Annotated in this window: 22 protein-coding genes and 2 pseudogenes; 13 read left to right on the top strand and 11 right to left on the bottom strand. The window is 71.7% G+C overall.

Features of this window, described 5'->3' with window-relative positions:
• Positions 1-2: 2 nt before the first annotated feature.
• Positions 3-509 (top strand): annotated as a pseudogene (locus ACWEOE_RS29970) (CaiB/BaiF CoA transferase family protein); the annotation flags it as partial.
• Here the strand turns inward: ACWEOE_RS29970 and ACWEOE_RS29965 are convergent.
• Positions 431-592 (bottom strand): hypothetical protein, encoded by a 162-nt coding sequence (locus ACWEOE_RS29965; protein ID WP_452015042.1) that lies wholly within the window; start codon positions 590-592, stop codon positions 431-433. The pseudogene ACWEOE_RS29970 and the gene ACWEOE_RS29965 overlap by 79 nt on opposite strands.
• A 47-nt stretch (positions 593-639) precedes the next feature.
• On the opposite strand from ACWEOE_RS29965, the pseudogene ACWEOE_RS29960 reads away from it, so the two are divergent.
• From ACWEOE_RS29960 to ACWEOE_RS29930, 7 genes and pseudogenes are all read left to right on the top strand, one after another.
• Positions 640-1137 (top strand): annotated as a pseudogene (locus ACWEOE_RS29960) (amidohydrolase family protein); the annotation flags it as partial.
• Positions 1138-1226: 89 nt separating this feature from the next.
• Entirely contained in the window at positions 1227-2120 is an 894-nt protein-coding gene (locus ACWEOE_RS29955) for an FAD binding domain-containing protein (protein WP_452015038.1), read from the top strand.
• Positions 2113-2619, top strand: a complete 507-nt coding sequence (locus ACWEOE_RS29950; RefSeq protein WP_452014976.1) for a (2Fe-2S)-binding protein — start codon at positions 2113-2115, stop codon at positions 2617-2619. Before ACWEOE_RS29955 ends, ACWEOE_RS29950 begins: the two co-directional genes overlap by 8 nt.
• Positions 2616-5042, top strand: coding sequence for a xanthine dehydrogenase family protein molybdopterin-binding subunit (locus tag ACWEOE_RS29945; protein WP_452014974.1), 2427 nt, complete (start codon positions 2616-2618; stop codon positions 5040-5042). The genes ACWEOE_RS29950 and ACWEOE_RS29945 overlap by 4 nt, the downstream gene beginning before the upstream one ends.
• Positions 5039-6526: a CoA-acylating methylmalonate-semialdehyde dehydrogenase gene (locus ACWEOE_RS29940; RefSeq protein ID WP_452014972.1), complete on the top strand. Its 1488-nt coding sequence runs from the start codon at positions 5039-5041 to the stop codon at positions 6524-6526. Before ACWEOE_RS29945 ends, ACWEOE_RS29940 begins: the two co-directional genes overlap by 4 nt.
• Positions 6527-6536: 10 nt before the next feature.
• Complete coding sequence (locus tag ACWEOE_RS29935; RefSeq protein WP_452014970.1) at positions 6537-7424, top strand: SRPBCC family protein; 888 nt, start codon at positions 6537-6539, stop codon at positions 7422-7424.
• 14 nt (positions 7425-7438) lie between these two features.
• Positions 7439-8215, top strand: a complete 777-nt coding sequence (locus ACWEOE_RS29930; protein ID WP_452014968.1) for an IclR family transcriptional regulator — start codon at positions 7439-7441, stop codon at positions 8213-8215.
• An 821-nt stretch (positions 8216-9036) separates the two neighbouring features.
• On the opposite strand, the gene ACWEOE_RS29925 is transcribed toward ACWEOE_RS29930, so the two are convergent.
• The 4 genes from ACWEOE_RS29925 to ACWEOE_RS29910 form a co-directional block, all read right to left on the bottom strand.
• Entirely contained in the window at positions 9037-9612 is a 576-nt protein-coding gene (locus tag ACWEOE_RS29925) for a hypothetical protein (protein ID WP_452014966.1), read from the bottom strand.
• Positions 9613-9765: 153 nt separating this feature from the next.
• On the bottom strand, positions 9766-11190 hold the full coding sequence (locus tag ACWEOE_RS29920) for a UbiD family decarboxylase (protein WP_452014964.1): 1425 nt from the start codon (positions 11188-11190) through the stop codon (positions 9766-9768).
• A gap of 90 nt (positions 11191-11280) precedes the next feature.
• On the bottom strand, positions 11281-13023 hold the full coding sequence (locus ACWEOE_RS29915; protein WP_452014962.1) for a thiamine pyrophosphate-dependent enzyme: 1743 nt from the start codon (positions 13021-13023) through the stop codon (positions 11281-11283).
• Positions 13024-13258: 235 nt separating this feature from the next.
• Complete coding sequence (locus ACWEOE_RS29910; RefSeq protein ID WP_452014960.1) at positions 13259-14077, bottom strand: SDR family oxidoreductase; 819 nt, start codon at positions 14075-14077, stop codon at positions 13259-13261.
• A gap of 106 nt (positions 14078-14183) precedes the next feature.
• On the opposite strand from ACWEOE_RS29910, the gene ACWEOE_RS29905 reads away from it, so the two are divergent.
• Entirely contained in the window at positions 14184-15080 is an 897-nt protein-coding gene (locus ACWEOE_RS29905; RefSeq protein WP_452014958.1) for a LysR family transcriptional regulator, read from the top strand.
• Positions 15081-15199: 119 nt separating this feature from the next.
• Complete coding sequence (cynS, locus tag ACWEOE_RS29900) at positions 15200-15646, top strand: cyanase (RefSeq protein WP_452014956.1); 447 nt, start codon at positions 15200-15202, stop codon at positions 15644-15646.
• A gap of 61 nt (positions 15647-15707) precedes the next feature.
• Here cynS and ACWEOE_RS29895 read toward each other — a convergent pair whose 3' ends face one another.
• Entirely contained in the window at positions 15708-16070 is a 363-nt protein-coding gene (locus ACWEOE_RS29895; protein WP_452014954.1) for a VOC family protein, read from the bottom strand.
• Positions 16071-16355: 285 nt separating this feature from the next.
• Here ACWEOE_RS29895 and ACWEOE_RS29890 point away from each other — a divergent pair, with 285 nt between their 5' ends.
• From ACWEOE_RS29890 to ACWEOE_RS29880, 3 genes are all read left to right on the top strand, one after another.
• Positions 16356-17186 (top strand): alpha/beta fold hydrolase, encoded by an 831-nt coding sequence (locus tag ACWEOE_RS29890; RefSeq protein ID WP_452014952.1) that lies wholly within the window; start codon positions 16356-16358, stop codon positions 17184-17186.
• A 108-nt stretch (positions 17187-17294) separates the two neighbouring features.
• The gene (locus tag ACWEOE_RS29885; protein ID WP_452014950.1) at positions 17295-18302 is read left to right on the top strand and encodes an NADPH:quinone reductase; all 1008 of its coding nucleotides are present in this window, start codon (positions 17295-17297) and stop codon (positions 18300-18302) included.
• Between the two features lie 35 nt (positions 18303-18337).
• The gene (locus ACWEOE_RS29880) at positions 18338-19990 is read left to right on the top strand and encodes an MDR family MFS transporter (RefSeq protein ID WP_452014948.1); all 1653 of its coding nucleotides are present in this window, start codon (positions 18338-18340) and stop codon (positions 19988-19990) included.
• A 2-nt stretch (positions 19991-19992) separates the two neighbouring features.
• Here ACWEOE_RS29880 and ACWEOE_RS29875 read toward each other — a convergent pair whose 3' ends face one another.
• From ACWEOE_RS29875 to ACWEOE_RS29855, 5 genes are all read right to left on the bottom strand, one after another.
• Positions 19993-21237: a cytochrome P450 gene (locus tag ACWEOE_RS29875; RefSeq protein WP_452014946.1), complete on the bottom strand. Its 1245-nt coding sequence runs from the start codon at positions 21235-21237 to the stop codon at positions 19993-19995.
• Positions 21238-21527: 290 nt separating this feature from the next.
• Positions 21528-22712, bottom strand: coding sequence for a hypothetical protein (locus tag ACWEOE_RS29870; RefSeq protein ID WP_452014944.1), 1185 nt, complete (start codon positions 22710-22712; stop codon positions 21528-21530).
• Positions 22713-22892: 180 nt separating this feature from the next.
• Complete coding sequence (locus ACWEOE_RS29865; protein ID WP_452014942.1) at positions 22893-23294, bottom strand: hypothetical protein; 402 nt, start codon at positions 23292-23294, stop codon at positions 22893-22895.
• Positions 23291-23815, bottom strand: a complete 525-nt coding sequence (locus ACWEOE_RS29860) for a SigE family RNA polymerase sigma factor (RefSeq protein WP_452014940.1) — start codon at positions 23813-23815, stop codon at positions 23291-23293. Before ACWEOE_RS29860 ends, ACWEOE_RS29865 begins: the two co-directional genes overlap by 4 nt.
• 178 nt (positions 23816-23993) lie before the next feature.
• The gene (locus tag ACWEOE_RS29855) at positions 23994-25709 is read right to left on the bottom strand and encodes a lectin (RefSeq protein ID WP_452014938.1); all 1716 of its coding nucleotides are present in this window, start codon (positions 25707-25709) and stop codon (positions 23994-23996) included.
• Between the last annotated feature and the right edge of the window lie 163 nt (positions 25710-25872).

Below are 25872 nucleotides of genomic sequence, written 5' to 3'. Positions count from 1 at the left end.
CGATGGGAGTACTGGACGGATACCGCGTGGTCGACGTGTCGATCGCGATGGCCGGGCCGCTGGCCGCGATGCGGCTGGGCGACCTCGGTGCCGACGTGGTGAAGGTCGAGCCGCCGGGCGGCGAGTGGCAGCGCCACGCCCCGGCGGGCGGGGCGCCCGGGGTGGCGGTGAACCCGTCGTTCCTCTCGCTCAACCGCAACAAGCGCAGCCTCGCGGTGGACCTCAAGGCGCCGGCCGGCCGCGAGGCCGTGCACGACCTGATCAAGACCGCGGACGTCGTGCTGCAGAACTACCGTCCGGGCGTGGCGCAGCGGCTCGGGCTGGACTACGAGACGGTGCACGAGCTCAACCCGGGCATCGTGTACGTGTCGATCTCGGGCTACGGCGAGACCGGGCCGTATGCGTTACGGCCGGGGCAGGACCTGTTGCTTCAGGCGATGAGCGGCGCGATGTACAGCGTCGGGCGCGCCGCCGACCCACCGTTGCCCGCGGGGACGTACGCGATCGACGCGATCACGGCGTACAGCGCGTTCGAAGGCGCGCTGGCCGCGCTCCTGCACCGCGAACGCCCTCCTCGCCCCAGCCCCCTCAACCCACACCAACCTCCTCGGCCTACGCCACTCCGAACCAGGCCCCACCTGGCTCCTCCGCCCCTCGATCCACCGCAGCCTCCACACCATCGCCCGAGCCGGCCTCACCTTCGACCTCCTCATCCACTCCCACCAATTCCCCCAGGCCCTGCAAACCATCCGCGCCATCCCCGAACTGACCTTCATCCTCGACCACCTGGGCAACCCCAAAATTTCGAACAACGACCACAAACAATGGGCCAAAAGCCTCAAAAACCTCGCCCGAGAACCCAACGTCGTAGCCAAACTCTCCGGCCTCACCACCACCGCCCGCCCACAATGGACACTCTCCGACCTCCGCCCCTACATCGACACAGCCCTGGCCACCTTCGGCCCCCACCGCCTCATGTACGGCTCCGACTGGCCCGTCTCCCTCCTCGCCGGCACCTACGCCGAAACCTTCGCCGCCACCGACCTCCTCACCGCCCACCTCACCCCTTCCGAACGCACCGCCCTCTTCTCCGGCACCGCCGAACGCGTCTACCGCCTCCCCGTCGGCTCGACTTGACAGCCACCCCGGCGCTCCACAACCATCGTTCTGGAACTCGAACAGCGTTCAGCATTTCGAACACCGGAACGACAAAGGGGACGAGTCGGGTGAAACTGCCTGCTTTCGGCTACCACCGAGCCGAAACGCTGGACGACGCGGTGTCCGCACTGACCGAACACGGCCCCGACGCCCGGATCCTCGGCGGCGGCCAAAGCCTCCTCCCGGTCATGGCCCTGCGCATGGCGAACCCGACGGTCCTCGTCGACATCACCACGGCGAAAGACCTCCAGGGCCACGCTTTCCGCGACTCCGACGGCCTCGTCGTCTCCGCCGCCGTCACCACCCGCGCGCTCGAGACCGATCCCGGGACACGCCAACGGCACCCGCTGGTCGCCGAGACGCTCGCCCAGGTCGGACACCCCGAGATCCGCAACCGAGGCACCGTCTGCGGCTCACTCGCCCACGCCGACCCGGCCGCCGAACTCCCCGCGCTCCTGCTCGCCCTCGACGGCGCCGTGCGCGTGGCCGGAGCCCCACGGCGACGGCGGATCGCGGCCCACGACTTCTTCGACGGCCCCTACTCGACCGCACTCGACGAAGGCGAAATCCTCGCCGGCGCCGAACTGCCCCTGCTTCCTGAAACCGCCGGCTGGTCGATCCGCGAGATCACCCGCCGCAGCGGCGACTTCGCCCTCGTCGGCGTGATCTGCGTCATCGACACCGACACCGACCGGCGCTGCACCGACGCGCGCATCGCCCTCTTCGGCATCGCCGGCACCCCGCGCCGCGCCACCGCGGCCGAAGGCATCCTCACCGGTGAGGTCCTCGAAGACGCCGTACTCGCCGAAGCCGCGGCGCACGCGTTCGACGACATCGACGTGCTCGGTGACCTGCACGGCTCCGTGACCTACCGCCGCCGCGCGGGCACCCGGCTGGTCGCCGTCTCGCTCGCCGAAGCCGCCGCCCGCAGCCGGTCCGAAGTGGAGAAAGCCCGTGCTTGACGCCCATGAGACCACGCAGGTTTCCCTGACCGTAAACGGGAAACCCGAGTCGGCCCGCACCACCCCGCGCACCACGCTCGCCGATTTCCTGCGCCACGACCTCGGCCTCACGGGCACGCACCTCGGCTGCGAGCACGGCGTGTGCGGCGCCTGCACCGTCCGCCTCGACGGCGCGGCCGTGCGCAGCTGCCTCACCCTCGCCGTGCAGGCTCACGGGTCCACAGTGGACACAGTCGAGGGTCTCGGTGAGACGGCGGGCACCGAGGACGTGCTGCACCCGCTGCAGCAGAAGTTCTGGGAACACCAGGCGTTGCAGTGCGGCTTCTGCACCCCGGGCTTCCTCATGGCGGCCGTCACCGCGATCGAGGAGAACCCGGATCTCACCCGCGACGAGATCCGCGAGCGGCTGTCCGGGAACCTCTGCCGCTGCACGGGGTACGCGCCGATCATCGACGCCGTGGCCGAATACGCCGAGCAGGTGCGGGAGGCGCGCGCGTGAGCATCACCGAGGGCTGGGTGGGCCGGCGCGTCAAGCGCGTGGAGGACCCGAAGATCCTGCTGGGCCGCGGCCGCTACGCCGACGACGTGACCCCGGCCCGCTGTCTGCACGCCGCGTTCGTCCGCGCGCCCGTCGCCCACGCACGCATCACGGCGATCGACACCGAGGCCGCGAAGGGTGCGCCGGGGGTGGCCGCGGTGTTCACCGCCGAGGACTTCAACCCGATGTGCCGCTCGTGGAAGGGCCTGCTCGACTGGCCGGGTCTCGTCGGCGGCGACCAGCGCCCCCTGGCGACCGGCAAGATGCACTACGTCGGCGAACCCGTGGTGATGGTCGTGGCCGAGAGCCGCGCGGTCGCCGAGGACGCGCTCGAGCTGATCACGCTCGACTTCGAGGAGCTCGACCCGGTCGTCGACTCGATCGCCGCGCTCGACGGTTCCGCGGCGAAGGTGCACGAGGAGCTCGCGTCGAACCTCGCCTTCGAGGGCACGTTCGGCACCGGCGACGTCGAGGCGGCCTTCGCCCAGGCCGCGGTGGTCGTGGAGACCTCGATCAGCACGGCGAGGCACACGGCCGTCGCACTGGAGGGGCGCGGGGTGGTCGCGGAGTACGACCCGTCGGCGAAGGCGCTCACCGTGCGGCTGTCCACACAGGCGCCGCACATGCTGCAGTCGGTGTTCGCCGAGCTGCTGGGCCTGCGCGAGAGCAACATCCGCGTGATCACCGACGAGGTCGGCGGCGCGTTCGGCATGAAGGCCCACGTGTACTCCGACGAGGTCGCCACGTGCGCGGCCAGCATCCTGCTGCGCCGCCCGGTCAAGTGGATCCAGGACCGCGTGGAGTCACTGCAGTCCGACACGCAGGCGCGTGACGAGCGGGTCTCCGCCGCGCTGGCGGTCGCGGCCGACGGACGGATCCTGGGCCTGCGCTCGGAGGTCGTGAGCGACGGCGGCGCTTACTCGGTCTACCCGCGCAGCATGGTCACCGAAGGCATCCAGGTTGCGACGATCATGCCGGGCCCGTACCGGATCCCGGTCTACAGTGGACACCTGCGGGTTGCGATCACGAACAAGGCGCCGCTGGCGGTGTACCGCGGGGTCGGGCACCCGGTCGCGATCCTCGCGATGGAGACGCTGCTCGACGAGACCGCGCGCCGCCTCGGACTCGATCCGGCCGAGCTGCGCCGCCGCAACCTGATCGCGCCCGAGGAGCTGCCCTACACGTCGGTGACCGGCCAGGTCTACGACAGTGGCTCGCACCAGGAGTCGCTCGAGAAGCTGCTCGCGATGCTGCCCGATCTGGAGCGCCGCAGGGCCGAAGCGCGCGAACGCGGGCGGCTGTTCGGCGTCGGGCTCGCCTGTTTCGTCGAGGTCACCGCGCCCGGCGTGATGTTCTACGGCAAACGCGGTGCTCCCATCACCGCGCACGATCAGGTCGAGGTCCGGATGGAGGCCGACGGTTCGGTCACCGTGCTGCTCGGCACGCCCGGCCAGGGCCAGGGCCTGCAGACGACCGCCGCGCAGGTGGTGGCCGACCACCTCGGGGTGCCGTTCGACCGGATCAGCGTGGTCAGCGGCGACACGGCCGTGGTGCCGCACGGCACGGGCGTGTGGGCCAGCCGCTCGGCCGTGGTCAGCAGCGGCGCGGCGGCCTCGGCCGCCCGTGAGGTGAAGGAACGGTTGCTCGCGATCGCCGGGCACCTGCTGGAGGTCGATCCGGCCGATCTCGAGATCGGCAACGGCGTGGTGCAGGTCGCGGGCGCGCCGAACGTCCACTTGGGAGTTTCTGAGCTCGCGGAGGTCGCGCACTTCCGCACGCACCGGCTGCCCCCCGAGCTGCGCATCGGCCTGTCGGTGGTGGGGGAGTACAGCGGCCCCAACGTCACGTTCAACAACGGTGCCCACGCCGCGGTCGTCGAGATCGAGCCGGACAGCGGTCTCGTGCACCTCGTCGACTACGCGTGCGTGGAGGACTGCGGGGTGCTGATCAACCCGGAGATCGTGGACGGGCAGATCCGCGGCGGCATCGCGCAGGGCATCGGCGGCGCGCTGTACGAGCGGCTGCACTACGACGAGAACGGTCAGCTGCTCACCTCCACGCTGCTCGACTACCTGATGCCGACCGGCCCGGAGCTGCCCGACGTGCGCATCACCCACCTCGAGACCCCCAGTCCCATCACGATGCTGGGCGTCAAGGGCGCCGGTGAAGCCGGGGCCGCCGGTGCGCCCGCGGCCGTGCACAACGCGGTCAACGACGCGCTCGCCCCGCTCGGCGCCCGCGTGTGGCACGAGCCGATCACGCCCGAACGCGTGGTGCGGGCGCTCGACGAAGCCGCCGGCGAGAGCTGGCCCGAACCACCCGACACCCCGCCCGTCCCGGCCCTCCCGGACCTCGGCTCGACTGTCGCGAAAGGACACTCGTGAACGCCATCCAGCACTTCGTCGGTGGTACCTACGCCGAGGGCGAGCCGCCCGCGTGGGCCGACGTGCACGACCCCGCCCGGGGCAGTGTGTCGGGCCGGGTCGCGCTCGGCGGCGCCGTGGCCGTGGACGAGGCCGTGAAGGTGGCGCTCGACGCGCAGGCCGCGTGGGCGGAGGAGTCGCTCGGCGGGCGCCAGCAGGTGCTGCTGGAGCTCATCCGGCTCGTCGAGCGCTCGCGCGACGAACTGGCCGCGCTGGTGACCGGGGAACACGGCAAGACGCTCGCCGACGCCCGCGCGGAGGTCAACGCGGGCCTGGACGTCGCCAAGTTCGCCGCCGGAATCCCGCACCTGCTCAAGGGCGACTTCAGCGAGAACGTCTCACGCGGGGTCGACACGTACTCGATCCGCCAGCCGCTCGGTGTCGTCGCCGGCATCACGCCGTTCAACTTTCCTGTGATGGTGCCGATGTGGATGGCGCCGATCGCCCTCGCGTGCGGCAACGCCTTCGTGCTCAAGCCGAGTGAGAAGGACCCGTCGGCCGCCAACCGGCTGGCGGAGCTGGCGCTGGAGGCCGGGCTGCCCGCTGGAGTGTTGAACGTCGTGCACGGCGGTGCCCCGGCTGTGGACGCGCTGCTGGCTCACCCCGACGTCGCCGCGGTGAGCTTCGTCGGGTCGACGCCGGTGGCCCGGCACGTGTACGAGACCGCGGCCAAGCACGGCAAGCGGGTGCAGGCGCTGGGTGGCGCCAAGAACCACCTCGTGGTGCTGCCCGACGCCGACCTCGACGCGGCCGCCGACGCGCTGGTGTCCGCCGCCTACGGCTCGGCAGGGGAGCGGTGCATGGCGATCTCGGTCGCGGTGGCCGTGGGCGGGGTCGGCGACGCGCTGCGCGAGCGGCTCGTCGAGCGGATCGCCCGGCTGTCCACCGCGGACGGTCACGACGAGGGCACCGACATGGGCCCGCTCGTGACCGCCGACCACCTGCGCCGGGTGAGCGGCTACGTGCAGGCCGGCGCCGACGCGGGCGCGGACCTCGTCGTCGACGGCCGCGAGGTGCGGGTCCCCGGTCGGGAGAACGGGTTCTTCCTCGCGCCGACGCTGCTCGACCACGTGCGCCCGGAGATGACCGTGTACACCGACGAGATCTTCGGCCCGGTGCTGTCGATGCTGCGCGTGGACAGCCTGGAGGAGGCGATCGCGCTGATCAACGGCAGCGAGTACGGCAACGGCGTGTCCCTCTACACCCGCGACGGCGTGGCCGCGCGGCAGTTCCAGCACACCGTGCAGGCCGGCATGGTCGGGCTCAACGTGCCGATTCCCGTGCCGGTGCCGTACTTCCCGTTCGGCGGCTGGAAGCACTCGCTCTTCGGCGACTCGGGCCAGTACGGCGAGGACGGCATCCGGTTCTTCACGCGGCGCAAGGTCGTCACGAGCCGGTGGGCGCCGTCGGCCGGTTCGCGCGTCGACCTGCGCTTCCCGGGCTAGGGGCCGGTTCGTGCGGCTGGAGAACAGTTTCACCGTGGGCCTGCCGCCCGCGCAGGCGTGGGCAGTGCTCACCGACCCTCGGCGCGTGGCGCCGTGCCCGCCCGGCGTGCACCTGCGAGAGGTCGACGGCGACGACGTTCGCGGCGGCCTGCGCGTGAAGGTCGGGCCGATCCCCGCCGAGCGCTCGGGTCTCGCTCAGTTCCGTTCCCGAGCTGAAGGCGCGGGGGTTGTGGTCGTGGTGGCGTCCGGGCGCGAGGCGCGCGGCCGGGGATCGGTGTCGGCGACGGTCGCGCTGCGCCTGGCGCCCGCGCCGGGGGGCACGCGCGTGGACCTGGCCACGGACCTCGCCCTGACGGGGCGGCGGGCGCAGTTCGGGCGCGGGGTGCTGGGGGAGGTGACCGGGCGGCTGGCGGCCGAGTTCGCGCGGGCGCCGGCGGAGGAGGTGTCCGGGTCGCGATCGCGGCCGGCTGCGGTTCGGGCGGGTTCACCCGCTGCCGAGGCGGTGGTGGGGACGGGCTCGGCAGTTACGGTCGTGGACTTGGCGGCGCAGGACTGGCCGGACGATGAACCTGCCGGCGGCTCTCCGGCGGTGCTTTCCGGTGCTGCCGATTCGAACCCGGTGGGCGCCGCGGCCCATCGCGAGGTCGCTGCCTCACGGGCTGATGCCCAGTCCAACGGCGACGGAGACACCGCTGTGCGCCGACGCGACGCTGAATCAGCCGAGGTGAACCGGCACAGACACACCACCGTGCGTCCTCGCGACGCCGCAGCCCCGGCCACCCGCGCCGCGGCCGCCGTTTTGCTGCGTGCGATCGCCGTTCCGGTCGCGAAACGTGTGGTCCCGGTCGTGGCGGCGGTCGTCGCGGTGATTGTCCTCGCCCGGCGGCTGCGTCGATGACAGAATCGCCCGCGATGTCCAGTTCGCCGTCTCCGTCCGGGCTGCCGGTGCCCTCGGTCGCCCGTGCCGCGTACGTGCTCGACGCGCTCGCCGCCGCCCCCGACGGGCTGTCGCTGAGCGAGCTCGCGCGGACCGTCGGCGCGCCCAAGAGCAGCTGTCTCGCCGTGTGCACCACGCTCGTCACCACCGGCCTGCTCACGCGCACGCCCGCCGGGCAGTATCGGCTCGGGTGGAAGGTCGTGCCGCTCGGGCGGGCGTACCTCGCGAAATCGGGTTTCGTGCTGGAGTTCCGGCGCGTCGACCAGGAGCTCGGGCTGCTGCCCGAGGACACGATCGTGCTGTCGCTGCTGGACGGACGTCACGTCGTCTACGTCGAGACCCGCCCGGGCCTGCGTACCCTCGCGATGTCGTACGAAATCGGCCTGCGGCTGCCCGCCCACTGCACGGCCGGCGGCAAAGCACTGCTCGCCTCCCTCACCGACGACGAGATCGCCCGCCGCTACGCCGACGGCCGCTTCGAAACCCTGACACCGCACAGCATTTCCCGCATGCCCCAGCTGCGCAGCGAGCTCACCCACACCCGCTCCCGCGGCTACGCGATCGACGACGAGGAGACCGCGCCCGGCATGATGTGCGTCGGCGCCGCCGTCGCCGGCCGTGGCGGCCAGCCGGTGGGCGCCCTGTCGGTGAGCATGGTGAAGTCCACAGTGGACGCCGAACGGCTCGACCGCTCGATCTCCGCGATCCTGCACCTGAGCGCCGTGCTGACCGAACACCTGGGCGGGTTGTGAGCCCCTGAATTCGCCGGCGCCGCCCCGTTCGCGACCGGCAGGATGGCCCGATGGTGCCGGAAGCGGACCTCGCCGCACTGACCGCGGGCGAGTGGCTCGCGTTCGACCTTTCCCTGCGGCGGTCGTCCGGCCACTACGACGCCCGCCACCGGCGGGCTTTGTCGCGGCGGGCGTCGCTGGGCCGGGTCGAGCTGGTGGAGGCGGTGTGCCACCCCGAGGGGCGCGTTCGCGAGCGAGCCGTGCGCCGGCTGTGCCGCAGTGAGGGACCGGAGGCGCTGTCGCTGCTGCTGGTGCGCTTCGTGGACTGGGTGCCGCAGGTGCGGGCGATCGCGCGTGCGGCGGTGCTGGACCGGTGGGCCCGGGCGGATCGGGCGACCCTGCTGCCGCTGGTGATCGCGCTGACCCGCCGTGCCGTGGACGACCGGGTGGAAGAGCTGCTCCTGCAACCGATGCTTCGATCGGCCGACCTGCTCGACGCCGCGTTGCGCACCCCCGACCTCCGAACCCGGCGCGGCGTCCACGAATCGGCCATCCGCGCCGGCGTCCTGTCGGATGAACGGCTGACGGAGATCGCGGTGCACGACCGCGACGCCGTGATCCGCACCCGCTGCGGCCACCTGGTGCTCGACCACGGCGACCCGCGCTTCGTCTGCCCGCTGCTCGACGGCGGCCCGCCGCGAGTGCGAGCACGGGCGTTGCAGCGGCTCGGCACCGAGGCCGCCCGCGGCCGGCTGGCGGAGAATTCTTCGCTGGTGCGATCCATGGCACAAGCCCTCGTGCGGCACGCGGGTGACGACCCAGCGGCTCACTACCGCGCCGCGCTACGGGCGGGCACGGTCACCCGCGCGACGGTGGCCGGCCTCGGCGAGACCGGCACCATCGACGACGTCGACCTCCTGCGTTCGCAGCTGCATGCCGGGCAACCCCGCGCCCGCGCCGCCGCAATCCGCGGACTGCGCCGGCTGCTGGCGAGCCCGACCGACCCACGCGCCGCCGAGTACGGCCGCGCCCTCCTCGCGGACCCCTCGCCCTGCGTGGCCCGCGAGGCCGTGGCTCTGGTGGCCGGCCGGCTCGGCCCCGCCGACCGCCCGTACCTGCTGGACCTCGCCCGGCCCGACCGTCCGCCGCACGTCCGCCGCGGCGCCGTCGCGCTGCTGCGCGCGTCGAGCCGCTGGTCGCGTCTCGCCGTCGACCTCTGGCTCCTCGGTAGTCCCGAGGAACCCCTGGCGGACGAAGCGTGGCGCGACCTGGCCGCCTGGCGCGCCGACAGCAGCGCGTTCACCCGCCCCTCGCCCGACCAGGTGGCACACATCGGCGAGCTGCTCGACGGTCTGGCGGAGCGGCTCGGCGAAGACGTCACTGCGCAGCTGCGCCGAGCCGCTCTGACTTGGGTCCACACAGGACGTTCAGGTGCGAGCGGGCACACCGGCGGCTCGTCCGCCCGAGTAGGTGGGTGGGCCGCGGAGTGCGCCGGTTTGCCGGCAGAAGCGGCTCGGCGCGGCCATGACCGCACAGCTGCACCGAGCCAGCCCCCAGCTGAGTCCACAAGGTCAAGACAACCCAGGCAGCCGCGAAGCGTCCGTGATCGTTTCCACCGCGTCGACGTCCACGGCGTCCATCGCGTCCTCCGGCACTCGGGCCCGAGCCGGGAACACCACCGGGGGTGCGGGTTTCGTCGCGTCCACGATCACGGCCGACGACCGCTGCGGGGTGCGGCCGCCGGATTCGTCGTAGGACCAGTTGGTGGGCAGGAGGCCGCCGGGGCCGTTCCAGCGGGGGATGATCTGCAGGTCCTGAGAGGCGTCGAAGCGGGTGCCGATGGCCCAGGCGACCTCGCGTTCGTCGTAGACGTCGATGTCGTCGTCGACGATGACGATGGCGCGCAGGTTCTCGGGTTCGGTGTTGAGCGCGGCGAAGGCGGCGCGGGTGGGGTCGGTGTCCGAGGTCTTGCGGATCGAGAGGTAGCAGTGCATGCGGGCGTGCAGCGGGATGTTGACCGCCTGCAGGCCCGGCACCTTCTGCTGCACGGTCTCGTGGATGCTGGCGATCCGCGGCAGCGCACCCATGAGCCGGTGCTCGCGGCCGGAGGCCTGGATGTCCTGGAAGATGGCGTCGCGGCGCATGGTGATGGCGTCGACCTCGATCACGGGCTTGCGGCCGCCGCCGACGTAGTGCCCGGGCCACTCCGCGAAGGGGCCCTCTTCTTCCAGCTCGTCGGGCAGGATGTGGCCCTCGATCACGATCTCGGCGTGCGCCGGCACCGGGATGCCCGACGTCACCGCGGGCACGGTCTGCACCGACTCGCCGAGGTAGGCCCCGGCGGCGTCGTACTCGCCGCCGATGCCCGGCACGCGCGAGACGGCCCCCATGAGGAACGCGGGGTGGTGCCCGATCACGAGCGCGATGGGCGTCGGCTCGCCGCGCTCGGCGTAGCGGCGGTGGATGGTGCCGCCGTCGTGGGAGCCGAAGAACCAGACACCGAGGCGCCGCGGACCGTAGATGTGGTGGCGGTAGATGCCGGCGTTCACGGCACCCGTGTCCGGGTCACGCGTCACACCGACGGCCGCGGTCAGGAAGGGGCCGCCGTCGAGCTCGTTGTGGGTCGGGATCGGCAGACGGGTGAGGTCGGCGTCGGCACCGCGCCACACCACCTCCTGTACCGGCGCGGCACCCTCGAACGGCACCGGCGGGTGCGGCGCCCGCCCCTGGCCCGCCACCGACGAGCGCGTGAGCGTCTCCGTGTCGACGCCCAGGGCCAGCGCCATCCGTTCGTGCGTGGCGACCAGGTTGGTCAGGCACGGCAGCTCACTGCCCGCGACGTCGGTGAACAGCAACGCCGGGTAGTCGCCGCGCTTGTCGTACCACGCACCGTAGGCGGTGACCCCGAACCGCGGATCCACCTGCTTCGACACGTGCTTGACCTCGCCCGCGCCGGCCGAGATCACCTCCGCGAGAAACGACCGCAGATCCTTCACCGTGAGCCTCCCAAAGACGTCAGACGTCTGACGCACTATAGGAAGCCCCGCGGGGCCCGACAAGCCTTCCCACGAACTGGTCGGCCGCGGCTACGCCTTCCCGTCCACGTCGTGCGCCGAAATCAGGGTCTCCTCGATCTTGGCGATCGCGAAGCCCCAGGCCTGGCTGACCGTGGGCTTCGGCGGGATCACGATCTCCTCGGCGTTGGTGACCACGTCGAGCAGGACCGGGCCGGGGTGGGCCAGTGCGTCGCGGACCGTGGTGTCGACCTGGTCGGGATCTTCGACGCGCACGGCGTGGATGCCGCAGGCGCGGGCGACGCCGGCGAGGTCCGGGTTCTTGAGCTTGGTGCCGAACTCGGGGATGCCGCCCTGTTCCTGCTCCAGCTTGACCATGCCGAGGCGGGAGTTGTCGAACACGAAGATCTTCACCGGCAGCTCGTAGGCTGCGACGGTGAGCAGTTCGCCCATGAGCATGGTGAGGCCGCCGTCGCCGCAGAAGGCGATGGTCTGGCGGGTGGGGTCGAGCTGGGCGGCACCGAGGGCGTGGGGCAGGGCGTTGGCCATGGAGCCCAGGTTGTACGAGCCGAGCAGCTGCCGGGTTCCGTTCAGGGTGACGAAGCGGGCGAGCCACACCGTGGACATGCCGGTGTCGGAGGTGAACACCGCGTCGGCGGCGGCGTGGCGGTCGATCGCGGCGGCCAGCACCTCGGGGCGGATCGCGCGGTCGGTGTTGTCGAAGTGCTTGCGCACGCGCCCGAGGGCGCTCGAGTCGTACCCGGGCTCGGCGAGGTGGCGCTGGCGGTCGCGCCAGTGCGTGTACCGCTCGCGCGACGCGGTGAGGTGCTCGCGCGAAGGCTTCGCCTCCAACAGCGGCAGCAGCGCGGCCAGCGTGGTGCCGGCGTCGCCGACGAGCGCGTGGTCCACGTGCACGCGCCGGCCGATGCGGTCGCCCTCGTGGTCGATCTGCACCACGGTCTTGCCCTTCGGGTACCAGTCGCGGTACGGGAAGTCGGTGCCCACCATGAGCAGCACGTCGCCGTGGGTCAGCGCGTGCTGCGCCGCGGGGTTGCCGATCAGACCGGTTTGCCCGACCTGGAAGTCGTTGTCCCGTTCGAGGGCTTCCTTGCCCTTGAGGGACAGGACCATCGGCGCGGCAAGGGTTTCCGCCGTCGCCAGCACTTCGGCGCGGGCTGTCTTGGCGCCGGAGCCCACGAGCATGGTCACGGTGTCCGCGCCGTTGAGCACGGCCGCGATCTCGCCGAGCGCCTCGGCCGCCGGGGTCACCGGCGGGTGCTGGCTCACGAACCGCGGCTCCTGCGTGCCGTGCGGCAGCTCGCGGCCCGCGACGTCACCCGGCAGGGTCAGCACGGCCACACCGTTGCGCGCGTACGCCGCGTTCACCGCCAGCTCCAGCAGGTACGGGAACTGCGCCGGGTCCGTGATCGTGCGGGAGAACACCGACACGTCGCGGAACACGGCGTCGTTGTCGACTTCCTGGTGGTAGTCGCTGCCCATCTCGGAGCTCGGCACCTGGCCGCAGATCGCGAGCACGGGGGTGTGCGACTTCTTCGCGTCGTACAGGCCGTTGAGCAGGTGCAGCGAACCCGGTCCCACGGTGCCCATGCACACGCCGATCCGCCCGGTGAGCTGCGACTGCGCACCCGCGGCGAACGCGCCGGCCTCCTCGTGGCGCACCCCGATCCAGCGGATGCGGGGCTCCTGGCGCAGCGCGTCGGTGATCGGGTTCAGCGCGTCGCCGACCACACCCCACATCGCGGACACGCCGTGATCGGCCAGGCTCTGCACGAGCATCTTCCCGACAGTGGTCATCAGCAGCCAGCCTCTCAGCGGTACTCGGGGTCGTCCAACGGGGAAATCCCGTGCCGAGCGTACTGGCCGCCGCCACCCGAGCCGGCGTGAACACGCGTGGAAATGATTCGATGACTTTCCGGAACGCGGACCAGTCGCGGGTCCACACAGGACGCGGGAATCCGGTCACCCGATCGGAATTCGGGCGGGCTGGGGTTCTTGCCGTTCGCCGGCGATCCCGCGCGCCTGACCGGGCTCACGCCCCCACGTCGGCCGTGGCCGCGTTGGCCCGCTGTGCCTCGACGTCGGCCAGACGTTCCCGCAGGGCCTTGATCATGAGCGACCAGGCGTCCGAACCCAGCACGAGCCGGCGGGGCGGGTTGGGTGAGCCGGCCGCCCGCACGACGGCCGCGATCGTGTTCTCCTGGCTGTCGGTCATCTCCTCGGCCGGGATCGGCTCGCGGTCGGCCGGCCCGCCGCGGTACGGCTCGCTCACCGCGACGCGGTCGGCGGCGTCGAAGAAGCCCGTGCGCACCATGCCCGGCTCGATCAGGGTGGTGCGGATGCCGAACGGCGCGACCTCGTCGGCCAGCGCGTCGAAGAAGCCTTCGATGCCCCACTTCGTCGCGTGGTAGAGCGAGAACGCCGGGAACGAGAGCTGCCCGCCCATGCTCGACATCTGCAGCAGCCGCCCGCCGCCCTGTGCGCGCAGGTGGGGCACCACCGCGCGGGCGAGCTGGATCGACCCGGTCAGGTTGGTGGCGATCACGCGGTCGATCTGGGCGTCGGTCAGGTCCTCGGCGGTGGCGAACACGCCGAGGCCCGCGTTGGACACGACGACGTCGATGCGGCCGAGGAAGGCGAACGCCTCGTCGACCACGGCCCGCAGCCGCGGGGTGTCCGTCACGTCCAGCGCGCGCACCCACAGCCGCTCGCCGTGGCGGGCCACGAGATCGTCGAGCTGCTCGGGTCGGCGCAGCGTGGCCGCGACGCGGTCGCCGCGGGCCAGCACCTGCTCCACGAGCTCGCGGCCCATCCCGCGAGACGCGCCGGTCACGAACCAGGTCTTCGTCATGGTTGTCCTCCTCGAATCGGGGTCTCCCTTCTTGAATACCTTCGTGTGGAGGGAAAAAATCCATGCGAAGGATGAGAGTTCCGGATCGGATCGATACGCTTCACTGATGAGTGAGCTGACGGTGGCCGGCCTGCGGGCCGTGCGCGAGATCGCCCTGAGCGGATCGTTCACCGCGGCGGCGCGGCTGCTCGGGTACTCGCAGCCGGCCATCTCACGGCAGGTGGCCGCGATGGAGACGGCGGCCGGGCGGCCGCTGTTCGTCCGCGAGGGCCGCGGGGTGCGGCTCAGCGCGGCCGGCGCCGTCGTGGTCGAGCACGCGGGGCGGATCCTGGCGGGGATGCGGGCGCTGGAGCAGGACCTCGCGGGCCTCGACGACCGGCTCGCCGGCCGGATCCGGCTGGGCGCCTTCCCCTCGGCGACGGCCGTGCTCGTTCCCCAGGCCCTGGCGCACCTGCGGACCGAGCACCCGGGGCTGGAGGTCGCCCTGACCGAAGCGGCCACACCCACGTTGGTGCGCCAGGTGCGCGCCCGGCGGCTGGACGTGGCCGTGATCGGCGTCGGGGCCGGCCTGCCGGATTACGACCTCGCCGGGCTCGACCAGGAGGTGGTGTCGGCCGGCGGCCTGTGCGTCGCGGTGCCCGCCGGGCACCGGCTGGCCGGTGCGGGTGTGGTGCCGGTGGCCGAGCTGGCGGGCGAGACGTGGGTCGTCGGTGGCGGTGACGCCCCCCAGTTCCGGGCCTGGCCCACACTCGCCGAGCCCGTGCTCGGCCACGCCGTTCGCGGGTGGCCCGCGCGGCTCGGCCTGGTCGCGGCGGGGCTGGGCGTGTGCGTGGTGCCCGAGGTCGCCGCGCGGTCCGTGCCCGCGGGGGTGGTCACCGTCGCCGTGGCCGATCCGGGCTGGCCGGGGCGCCGGACCGTCGCCCTGACGCGCGCGGATCGCGGCGCGGAAGCCGACGGGGTGGTCGCCGCTCTGCGGTGGGCCGGTGAAAATCTCGCTGCCTGATCGGGTCGGAATTGCTTTCCCGCTTGATGGATCGCTTCTCTGGGCTGAGGGGAAAGACAGTGAACGCCTGAATCGGAATTGATGGCCCCCCGCGTGATGCGGCCCTTACGCTTTCGCGCATGACTACGAAAAAGCAGGCCGCCGACGCGGTGCTCGCCGCCAAGGGCCGACTGGGACTCACGTGGGCCGAACTCGCCGAGGCGATCGAGGCACCCCTGGCGTGGACGACGTCGGCACTGCTCGGGCAGCACCCGATCCCCGCAGACAAGGCCGCGAAGGCCGCCGCGGTCCTGGAACTCGGCCAGGACGTCGAGAACGCCCTGCGGCTCCAGCCGACGCGCGGCGCGCTCGACGCGCCCGTGCCGACCGACCCGACGATCTACCGGTTCTACGAGGTCCTCCAGGTCTACGGCCCCACGATCAAGGAACTGATCCACGAGCAGTTCGGCGACGGCATCATGAGCGCCATCAACTTCAAGCTCGACGTCGGCCGCCGCGAGGACCCGGGTGGCGAGCGCGTGGTCGTGACCCTCGACGGGAAGTTCCTGAAGTACCAATGGGATTAGCCTGCGTGACCGGGCCGGCCGGGCTGACCGGGCCGCCCCCGCTGCAGGCGGCCCGGTCGCGTCACGACGCCGACCACACGGCGAGCACGTTGCCCTCCGGATCCCGGAAGTGGAACCGCCGGCCGCCCGGGAAGGCGTACGCCGGCTCCACGACCGTCCCGCCGGCCGCGACGACGGCCGCCTCACTCGCCCCCAGGTCGTCCGAGTACAGAATCGACAGTGGACCGCCCGCGGTCACCTCGTCGGCGACGACGAACCCGCCGACCTCCGGGTACTGCTCGGCCGGGTCGGCCCGGATGCCGGCGTACCCGGGCCCGTAGTCGTTGAACGCCCAGCCGAACGCGTCGCCGTAGAAGCGCGTGGCCCGGTCGAGATCGGTCACGGTGAATTCGGTGTAGTCGAGGCGGTGGTGCGACGAAGCCATGGCGGTCCTTTCGGCCGGCGGACGAGGTGCCGGTCATTGTGCGCCCCAATACCGACAAAAACGCCCAGCGTCCAGAGCCGGCAGGTGAACATCCGGCCGGGTGCGACCGATCTGCACCTCCGTACCCCCCGGGCGGGTGACACCGTCACCCGACAGTCATCTGTCGGGCACTGGCGGCCGGAGCACCCGGCAAGATGGGCTTCGTCAACCAGGACGGGCCCGCGCCGGGCCCGCCGTAACCAGGAGCGAGGAGACACCTCGCTCGCGCGAAACGGAGACCACACCATGCCGACGATCACCACCGCCGACGGTGTCGAGATCTTCTTCAAGGACTGGGGCCCCCGCGACGGTCAACCGATCGTGTTCAGCCACGGCTGGCCGCTCTCGTCGGACGACTGGGACACCCAGATGCTGTTCTTCCTGAACGAGGGCTACCGCGTGATCGCCCACGACCGGCGTGGCCACGGCCGCTCGGCCCAGGTCTCCGAGGGCCACGACCTCGACCACTACGGCGCCGACCTGGCCGCGGTCACCGAGCACCTCGACCTGCGCGAGGCCATCCACGTCGGGCACTCCACCGGCGGCGGCGAGGTCGTCGCCTACCTCGCCAACCACGGCGAGTCCCGCGTGGCCAAGGCGGCGCTGCTGTCCGCGATCCCGCCGCTGATGGTGAAGACCGAGTCCAACCCGGGCGGCCTGCCCAAGAGCGTGTTCGACGACTTCCAGAAGCAGCTGGCCGCGAACCGGTCCGAGTTCTACCGCGCCGTCGCGTCCGGCCCGTTCTACGGCTACAACCGCCCCGGTGCCGAGCCGTCCGAGCCCAACATCCAGAAGTGGTGGCTCCAGGGCATGACCGGCTCCGCGAAGGCCCACTACGACGGCATCGTGGCCTTCTCCCAGACCGACCAGACCGAGCAGCTGAAGAAGATCTCCGTGCCGACCATCGTCATGCACGGCGACGATGACCAGGTCGTGCCCTACGAGGACGCCGCGCTGCTGTCGGTCAAGCTGCTGCAGAACGGCACGCTCAAGATCTACCCGGGCTTCCCGCACGGCATGCCGACCACGCACGCCGAGACGATCAACGCCGACCTGCTCGAGTTCTTCCGCTCCTAGTTCCACCCGGCCCGGGCCGGTGACCGTCGGTCGCCCAGTCATCTGACGGGCGCTGGCCCGGGCCGCCTCCGCTGATCATGGTGATCACCACGACCAGCGGAGGCACCCATGAGCTCGACCGGCAGACCCGGCGCGACGATGCGCGCGGCTTACTACGAAAAGCAAGGCCCGGCCCACGAAGTGCTGCAGGTGGGCGAGGTGCCGGTGCCCGAGCCCGGGCCGGCCGAGGTCCGCGTGCGCGTGGTCGTCTCGGGCATCCACGTCGGTGACGTGGGCAAGCGGCGCGGCTACTGGGGCTCCACCATGGCCTACCCGCGCGTGATTCCCCACGGTGATGGCGCCGGCGTGATCGACGCGGTCGGCCCGGACGTCGACCCGGCCCGCATCGGCGAACGCGTGTGGGTGTACCTCGCGCAGTCCTACCGGCCGTTCGGCACGGCGGCCGAGTACACGGTCGTGCCCGCCGCGCACGCCGTCGTGCTGCCGGACGAGGTCGACCTGGCACAGGGCGCCCTGCTCGGCATCCCCGGCATCACCGGGCACCGCGCCGTGTTCGCCGGCGGGCCCGTCGCCGGCCTGACCGTGCTCGTCACCGCGCCCCTGGGTGGAGTCGGCCGGGCCGCGCTGGCCGTGGCCCGCCGCGGCGGCGCCACCGTGATCGCGACCGTGCGCCACGCCGACCAAGTCGCCGCCGTGGTGGAAGCAGGCGCCCACCACGTTGTCAACGTGCGCGAGGGCAATGCTGCCGAGCACATTCGGGCCGTGGCGCCGGAAGGTGTCGACCGGATCGCCGAAACGGACCTGGCCGGCAACGCGACGCTCGATGTCGAAGTGCTGAAGTACAACGGCTCGATCGCCACGTACGCGACGAGCAACGCCGACGCGCCGCTGCCGTACTGGCCCGCCGCGTTCAAGAACATCACCGTCCGGTTCCTCAGCAACGACGATTTCCCGGAACCCGCGAACGCAGCCGCCGCTGCTGACCTGACCGCTGCCGTCGCGGCGGGCGACCTTCGCTACCCGATCGCCGGGCGCTTCCCGCTCGAGAGCGTGGCCGACGCCCAGGACGCCACCGAGAAGGCCGGCGCGAGCGGACGGATCGTGCTCGACATCTGACTTCCCGAGACCCGGGAGCCACCGAGGGAGAGACCATGGACCACTCAGTCAGCACGGCGAGCAGCGCCGTGTCCGGTGAACACCTTTCACAGCGCCAGATCCTGACCGTGCTGTCCGGGCTGATGCTCGGCATGCTGCTGGCGGCGCTCGACCAGACGATCGTGTCGTCGGCGATGAAGACGATCGCGGACGAGCTGCACGGGCAGAGCCTGCAGGCGTGGGCGACGACCGCGTACCTGATCACCGCGACGCTTTCGACGCCGCTGTACGGCAAGCTGTCGGACCTGTTCGGGCGCAAGCCCATGTACCTCACGTCGATCTCCATCTTCCTGGCGGGCTCGCTCGCCAGCGGAACGGCGACGTCGATGTACGAGCTGGCCGCGTTCCGCGCCGTGCAGGGCCTCGGTGCCGGTGGGCTGATGTCCCTGGGGTTGGCGATCATCACGGACATCACCTCGCCGCGTGAGCGCAGCAAGTACCAGGGCTACTTCACGGCGGTCTTCGGCATCTCGAGCGTGGCCGGTCCCGTGGTCGGCGGGTTCTTCGCCGGCGCGGGCACGGTCGCCGGGATCACGGGCTGGCGCTGGGTGTTCCTGGTCAACGTCCCGATCGGACTCGTCGCGCTCGTCGTGGTCAACCGGGTGCTCAACCTCCCGACGACGAAGGTGCACCAGCGCATCGACTTCGCCGGTGCCGGCGCGCTCGTGCTCGGCATCGTGCCGCTGCTGCTCGTGGCCGAGCAGGGGCGCGAGTGGGGCTGGGGCTCGCCCGCGTCGATCGCGATGTTCGTGGTCGGCGCGATCGGGGTGGTGGTGTTCGTGCTGCAGGAACGCCGGATGGGGGACTCGGCCCTGCTGCCGCTGCGACTCTTCTCGTGTTCGGAGTTCCGCGTGGCCACCGTGGTCACGGTGATCGTGGGCATCGGGATGTTCGGTGCCATGTTGTCGCTGCCGCTGTACCTGCAGATCGTGAAGGGCTCGACGCCGACGGCGGCCGGCCTGCAGATGCTCACGCTCACCGCGGGCATGATGATCTCCAGCACCGTCTGCGGCCTGATCACCACGAAAACCGGACGGTACAAGGTGTTTGCGGTCGTCGGGATCGGGCTGCTGACCGCTTCGATGTTCGGGCTCGCCACGATCGGCGTCGACACCCCGGTCGCCGTCGTCATGGGTATCGCGTTCGTGATCGGGCTCGGGCTCGGTGCGGCGATGCAGACGCTCACCCTGGCCGCGACCAACGACGTGCTGCCCGGGGACATCGGCGTGGCGACCTCGGCGTCGACCTTCTTCCGCCAGATCGGCGGCACGGTGGGCGCCGCGGTGTTCCTCTCGATCCTGTTCAGCACGGTCGGCGACCGCATCGCCTCGGCGCTGCGCTCGGCCGCGGATTCACCGGCCTACGTCGCGGCGCTGGCCCGGCACCCGGAGTTCGCGCAGCAGATGAGCGGCGGTGTCGACGTGAACGACACGTCGTTCCTGAAGAACCTCGACCCCGTGCTGGCCCACCCGATCCTCGACGGCTTCGCGAGCTCGATGCGCCTGGTGTTCCTCATCGGCGGCATCGTGGCCGCGGTGGCGTTCGCCGTGGTGTGGCTGCTCGAGGAGAAGCCCCTGTCGGACAAGTCCGCGATGGAGCGGCGGACCACGGAAGCGGAAGGAGCCGCCGCTGCCGAGCCCGCCGTGTGACCTCAGCGCGCGGACCACTCGACGTACAGGCCGACCGGGCCGCGGAAGGAGATGTTGCGCGGGTAGCGCACGTCCTGCCCGGGCACGAGCCGCAGGTCCGGGAACCGCTGCGACCGCTGCCGCAGCACGATCTCCGTCTCGACGCGGGCCAGTGCCTGGCCGAGGCAGTAGTGGATGCCACGGCCGAAGGAAAGCTGCACCTTCGCGTTGGCGCGGTGGATCTCGAACTCCGCGGGCTCGGGGAACACGGCGGGGTCGTGGTTGGCGGCGCCGAGGCCCAGCATCAGCCGGGCGCCTTCGGGCACCACGGTGTCGCCGATCGTGACCTGCCGGGTGGTGATGCGCCGCCAGGCGATCACCGACGAGTCGTAGCGCAGGGTTTCCAGCACGGCACCGGCGATGGCTTCGGGGTCGCGGCCGATCTCCTGCCACAGCCCGGGCCGGGAGAGCAGGTGGCGCACGGCGTTGCCGATGAGGTTGGTCGTGGTCTCGTGCCCGGCGAAGCTCAGGGCGAACACGACGCCGGCCACCTCGCGGTCGTCGAGCGCGTCGGGGTTGGTTTCCCGCTGGCGCAGCAGGGCGCTGGTGAGATCGTCACCCAGCCGGTGCTTGCGGGCTTCGACGTAGGACTCGCAGTAGTCCCAGAACCGCGAGATGTGGGTGGTCGCCCGCAGCTGGTACTCCGCGTCGGGCCGGCCCCAGTTGATCTCGAGCTTCTCGCCGCACCAGGCCTTGAGCTGCTCGACGTCCTCGTCCGTGAACCCGGGCAGGCGGAAGAGGGGCAAGGCGGGCAAGGGAAACGTGAGAGCCTCGACGATGTCCACGCGGCCGAGGCCCGCGAACGCGTCGACGAGCTCGGTCGTGAACTGCTCGATCCGCGGCTGCAGCTGGGCGATGCGGCGCGGCGAGAACAACGGGGCCAGCAGACGCCGGACGCGGGAATGGCCCGGCGGGTCGAAGTTCGAGAGCACCGGGGTGTTGCGCAGTCCCTTGTGGAGGATGTCGCAGGCCTGGTCGGCGAGGACCGAGAGCGGCGCCTGGGCGTTGGCGGCGCAGAACGTGGCCGGCTCGGCGAGGATCGCCGCGATGTCGGCGTAGCGCGTGACGAGCCAGTGGTCGAGCGACGGCACGTAGTGCACCGGCGCCTGCTCGCGCAGGAGGTTCAGCTCGGGGTAGGGGCTGCTCAGGTAACGGTCGGCGAGCGGGTCGAAGTCGTGGGCGACGGGACAGCCGGACGTGCTCGTCATGGGTTCTCCGATCCCTCCATTGTGGGCGGTCCACGAGTGCGTGGGGTCGGCGCCCGGGCCTTTCGTTGGGTTACTCGGCGGCCGCGGAGGGCACCGGTCGGGCGGGGTGAACCGAGGTCATGCCCGGCGAGCCATGCCCAGCCAATGCCTAAACCGCCCTGTGCCATACCCCGGCACACATAGCGCGAGCGGTCGTTCACGCGGCCGCACGGTGTACGAACACGCGGTCGCGCCGGTGGGGCCCGACGTCCTGGTGTCCACAGTGATCATCCACTGTGGACACCACCGGGTCAGATCGCGTAGTGCCAGCCGGTGAGGGCGTAGGCGCTGAACCAGCACCCGACGAGGACGAAGCCCGCCGTCGCCACCACGGAGGTGCTGCGGAGGCGACCGGACAAGCCCTGGGCCACAGGCAGCAGCAGGACGAAACCGGGCAGCAGGAACCGCGCCTTCGCGAACGGGATGCCCGCCGTGCCCGCCACGAGCACGATCATTCCCACGCCGAAGAGGATCAGCGGCCACCAGTGGGGCCGTTCCCGCAGCCGCAGCGCCAGCAGTACGGCCGCGGCGAGCCCGAGGAACACCACGAAGACGTTCCCGACCTCCATCACCGACCGGCCCTGCACCAGCTGCCGGCCGACGAAGCCGAACGTCTCCTGACCGAAGTCGAACCGCGTGCGCCAGCCGTTCCACTCGAGGTCGAACCAGCCGAACAGGCTCCCCGTCTGCTGGGCCACCCACAGCCAGTACCCCACCAGCCCGACGGGCGCGGCCAGCGCCGCGAGCGCCGGCCCCGGTCGCGGCTGCCGCGCGAACGCCACGACCCCGGCGAACACGACAACCGCCACCAGCACCACCGCCGTGGGCCGCGTCAGCCCCGCACCGACGCAGCACAGTGCCGCCAGCGCCCACCGCTGCTCGACCAGCCCCACCAGCGCCCACGCGGCCAGCGCCGTGAACAGGGCCTCCGTGTAGACCATCGACAGCGTGATCGACAGCGGTGCGCCCGCCCACAGCGCCACGAGCAGCAGCCCGCGGCGTTGCGCCCTGAGCTGGTCCCCGGCCGCCTTGCCGAGCCGGTACACACCCAGCGCCGCCGCGATCCCGGCGATCACGCTGATCAGCAGCCCGGCCGTCGTGCTGTCCAGACCGGTCCCGGTCGCCAAAGCGTGCATCAGAAAGGGGTACAGCGGGAAAAACGCCAGCGGCGTGTGCGGTGCGAAGTGCCCCGCGGCGTCGACGAGACCGTGGGTGATGCCGCCGTAGCCGTCGTCGGCGATCGCGAGGTACCACTGCCCGTCCCACGCGGTGAGCCGGTCCAGCAGCGGCTGGTTGTTGCCGGACGCGAAGAGAGCCAGCACCACCACGCCGACGACCCGGACGCCCAGGTAGACCCCGGCGGCGCGCAGGTAGCCGAGGCGCGTCGAGATCCGGGTGGTGGGCGCGGAGGCGGGGGTGGAGAGCAAGGTCGTCATGGCGCGGGTTCCGTTCGGGGTGGTGCCGGGGTGGTGGTCATGCGGTGGTGCCGGCCGGGCGGCACACGGGCGGCCGGGGCTCGGCGGGGTGGTGTGGCCAGGCCGTGGTGGTCGGCGGGACGGCGTGCCGGTCGCCTGGTCCGCGGGTGCGGGGTCGGTGATGACCGGCGGGTCGGGCCGTCAGGGGGTCGAGATCGGTGACATGCCCGTGCTCGGCGGCCCGTGCGAGGTGTGGGTCCCGGTCGCCGCTCGCACGGTCGTGGAGGGCGGGGGCTCGGTGAAGTGGGAGTCCCTGGTGGCCGGCCCGCCGGCGGGGGTGGGCGCGGTGGTGGACGTCGACGTGGGCGGCGGCGGGGGCGGCGCGGCCGGGCCGAGGTGGCCGGCCGGCGGCGTGCGCAGGAGCAGCGGAAGCAGCACGAGGGTGGCCGTGGCCAGCGCACTGCCCGAGATCGCCGCGCCGCGGCGGGCGGCGCGCCGGCGGCGGCCCGTGCGCAGGGCCGCGTCGACGGAGACGCCGTGGCCGGGGCCCGGGGTGTCGGGACCGGCGAGGTGGATGAGGGCGCGGGCCTCGTCGTCGTTCATCGGTCGCTCTCCTCCGGGGACGGGGTGCCGGCCGGTTCGCCGAGCGCGCGTTTGAGGGCGGCGAGGCCGCGGGCAGTCTGGCTCTTCACGGTGCCTTCGCTGCAACCGAGGGCGGTCGCCGTCTCCTCGACGCTGAAGTCGTTCCAGAAGCGCAGCACGAGCACGGCCCGCTGCCGGGGCGGGACCTGGGTCAGCGCGGCGCGCACGGCGAGGCGGCCGGCGTGGTCGTCCTCGGGCAGTGCGGCGACGTCGGGCGGGGCGGCCGAAGTCAGTTCGAGCTGCCGCCACTTGCGCCGGTTCTCGCGGACGAAGGTGCGCACCAGCACGGTGCGCGCGTAGGCGTCGAGGCCACCCTGGCGCACCAGCCGGGGCCAGATCACGTAGAGCTTGACCAGGGTGGTCTGCACCAGGTCGTCGGCGCGGTGCCATTCACCGCTGAGCACGTAGGCCGTGGTCCGCAGCGCCGAGGCACGACTGTGCACGAAGGCGGTGTAGTCCGCCTCCCAGTCCGGGTGACCCACTGGTGCTCCTTGCCGGGGCCCGTCGTTCAATGGCCCTCACTCCACAAAGGCCACGAGGCAACGCGGCGGTTGCACGAGGTGACGGGCGTCACTCTAGTCCGTGCACAGCGCGACGCCCGTGACCACAGCGGTGGCTGCGGTCACGGGCGTCGGGTGGAGAACGTCCGGTGTGGACTCCTTACGCCGGTACCGTCCAGCGCTGGTTCGGACCGCCGGAGCAGGTCCAGATCTGCAGTTTGGTGCCGTTGGCCGTGCCGCCGTCCTTCACGTCCAGGCACTTGTTGCTGCCGGCGTTGACCAGCGAGCCGTTCGCCCCGGTCGACCACTTCTGGTTGGGTGCGCCGAAGCAGTCCCACAGCTGTACCGCGGTGCCGTCGGCGGTGCTGTTGCCGGTGACGTCGAGGCACTTGCCCAGACCGCGCACGGTGCCATCACTGGCCAGCGTCCACTGCTGGTTCGGGCCTCCGGTGCAGTCCCACAGCTGCGGCTGGTTGCCGTTCACGGTCGAACCGCCGGTGACGTCGAGACACTTGCCGCCGAGGCCCGAGATCGGGCCGGTGCGGCCGGTGGGCGGGGGAGTGGTGGTGCCGCCGCCGGTGCCGGGCCAGGTGAACGTGGCCATCGAGCCCCCGGGCAGCGAGTAGCCGAACGACTGGCCGCCGTAGGAGACCTGGAAGTTCTGCGTGCCACCGGTGTTCACGGCGACGAGCACGATCGTTCCGTCCGGGTTCTTGAACGCGACGTTCTCGACGCCGCCCTCGCCGTAGCCGGTCGAGTCGATCCGCACCGCGCCCGGCTTCACGAACTTGCTCAGGTGCCCCAGCACGTAGTACTCGGCGTTGTAGGACAGGCTGCCGCCGCTGGCCGTGACGACGCCGGTGCAGTTGCCGCAGCTGCCGATCACCGGGCCGTGGTTGAAGTCCAGGGCCATGTTCCACAGCGCGACCGTGCGGGCGTGGTTGCGCGTGGCGCCGACCGCGAGGTTCATGCCCTGCCACCGCAGCGTGTCGGCGAAGGTGTTCGCGGTGTTGTCGGACTCGTGGCCCGAGCACTCGGTGAAGAAGATGTCCTTGTGCTGGTCGTTCCAGACCCGGGACTGCGCCGACGGGTCACCGCCGTAGCAGTGCCAGGCCGATCCGGCGACGTTGCTGCCGGCCTGGTTGTTCACCTGCTCGGCGAAGTCCGTGACGTCCCAGTTGTGGTCGTAGCTCAGGATCTTCGTCGACAGGCCGGCCGCGCGCAGCTTCGGCGCGAGGGTGTTGATGATGTTCGCCTGCTGGTTCGGCTCCATGTACATGCTCGGGTAGCCGGGCGCGGAGAACCGCGGCTCGTTCTGCACGCTCAGGTAGTCGATCGGCACGCCCGCCGCGCCGTAGGCCTGCGCGAACTTCACGAGGTAGTCGGCGAAGACACCGTTCTGGTCGCTGCGCAGCGAGCCGCCGATGAGGTTGTTGTTGTCCTTCATCCACGCCGGCCCGCTCCACGGCGTGGCCATCACCGACAGCTGCGGGTTCAGGCTCTTGGCTTGCTTGACCAGCGGCAGGATGTAGGCGTTGTCGTGGGAGACCGAGAAGCGCGACAGGCTCGGGTCCGACCCGCCGTCGTCGTAGGTGTAGAAGCCGCGCGAGTAGTCCGAAGCCCCGATGGGCTGGCGCAGGAAGCTCAGCCCGATGCCGTTCGAGGTGTTGAACAGCGCGTTCATGATCTCGTCCCGCCGCGACGAGGTGGAGATGTTCCACGCCGACGAGTCGGTGAAAGCCGCGCCGAAGCCCACCATCGACTGGTAGGTGGTGTTGGGGTTCACCGTGATCGTGGAGCCGCTGCCGCCGGAGCCGAACGACACGTTCCCCTGCTGCTTCAACAGGTTCTGGTGGTCGGGCGTGGTGAGCCACACGCTCGCGGTGGTGGCCGCGTGCGCGGCCGGTGCCGGGGCGGCGAGGTAGGCGCCGGGGCGGCGAGGTAGGCGCCGGCGCTCGCGGTGGCGACGACGGCCGCGGCCGTGATCCGCCAGCGGGCCCGCGCCGATCTCGGACGTAGTGCGGTACCTGTCATTTCCG

It is taken from the genome of Amycolatopsis sp. NPDC004368, from assembly GCF_053602515.1.
This window is presented reverse-complemented; position numbering and strand designations above follow the sequence as displayed.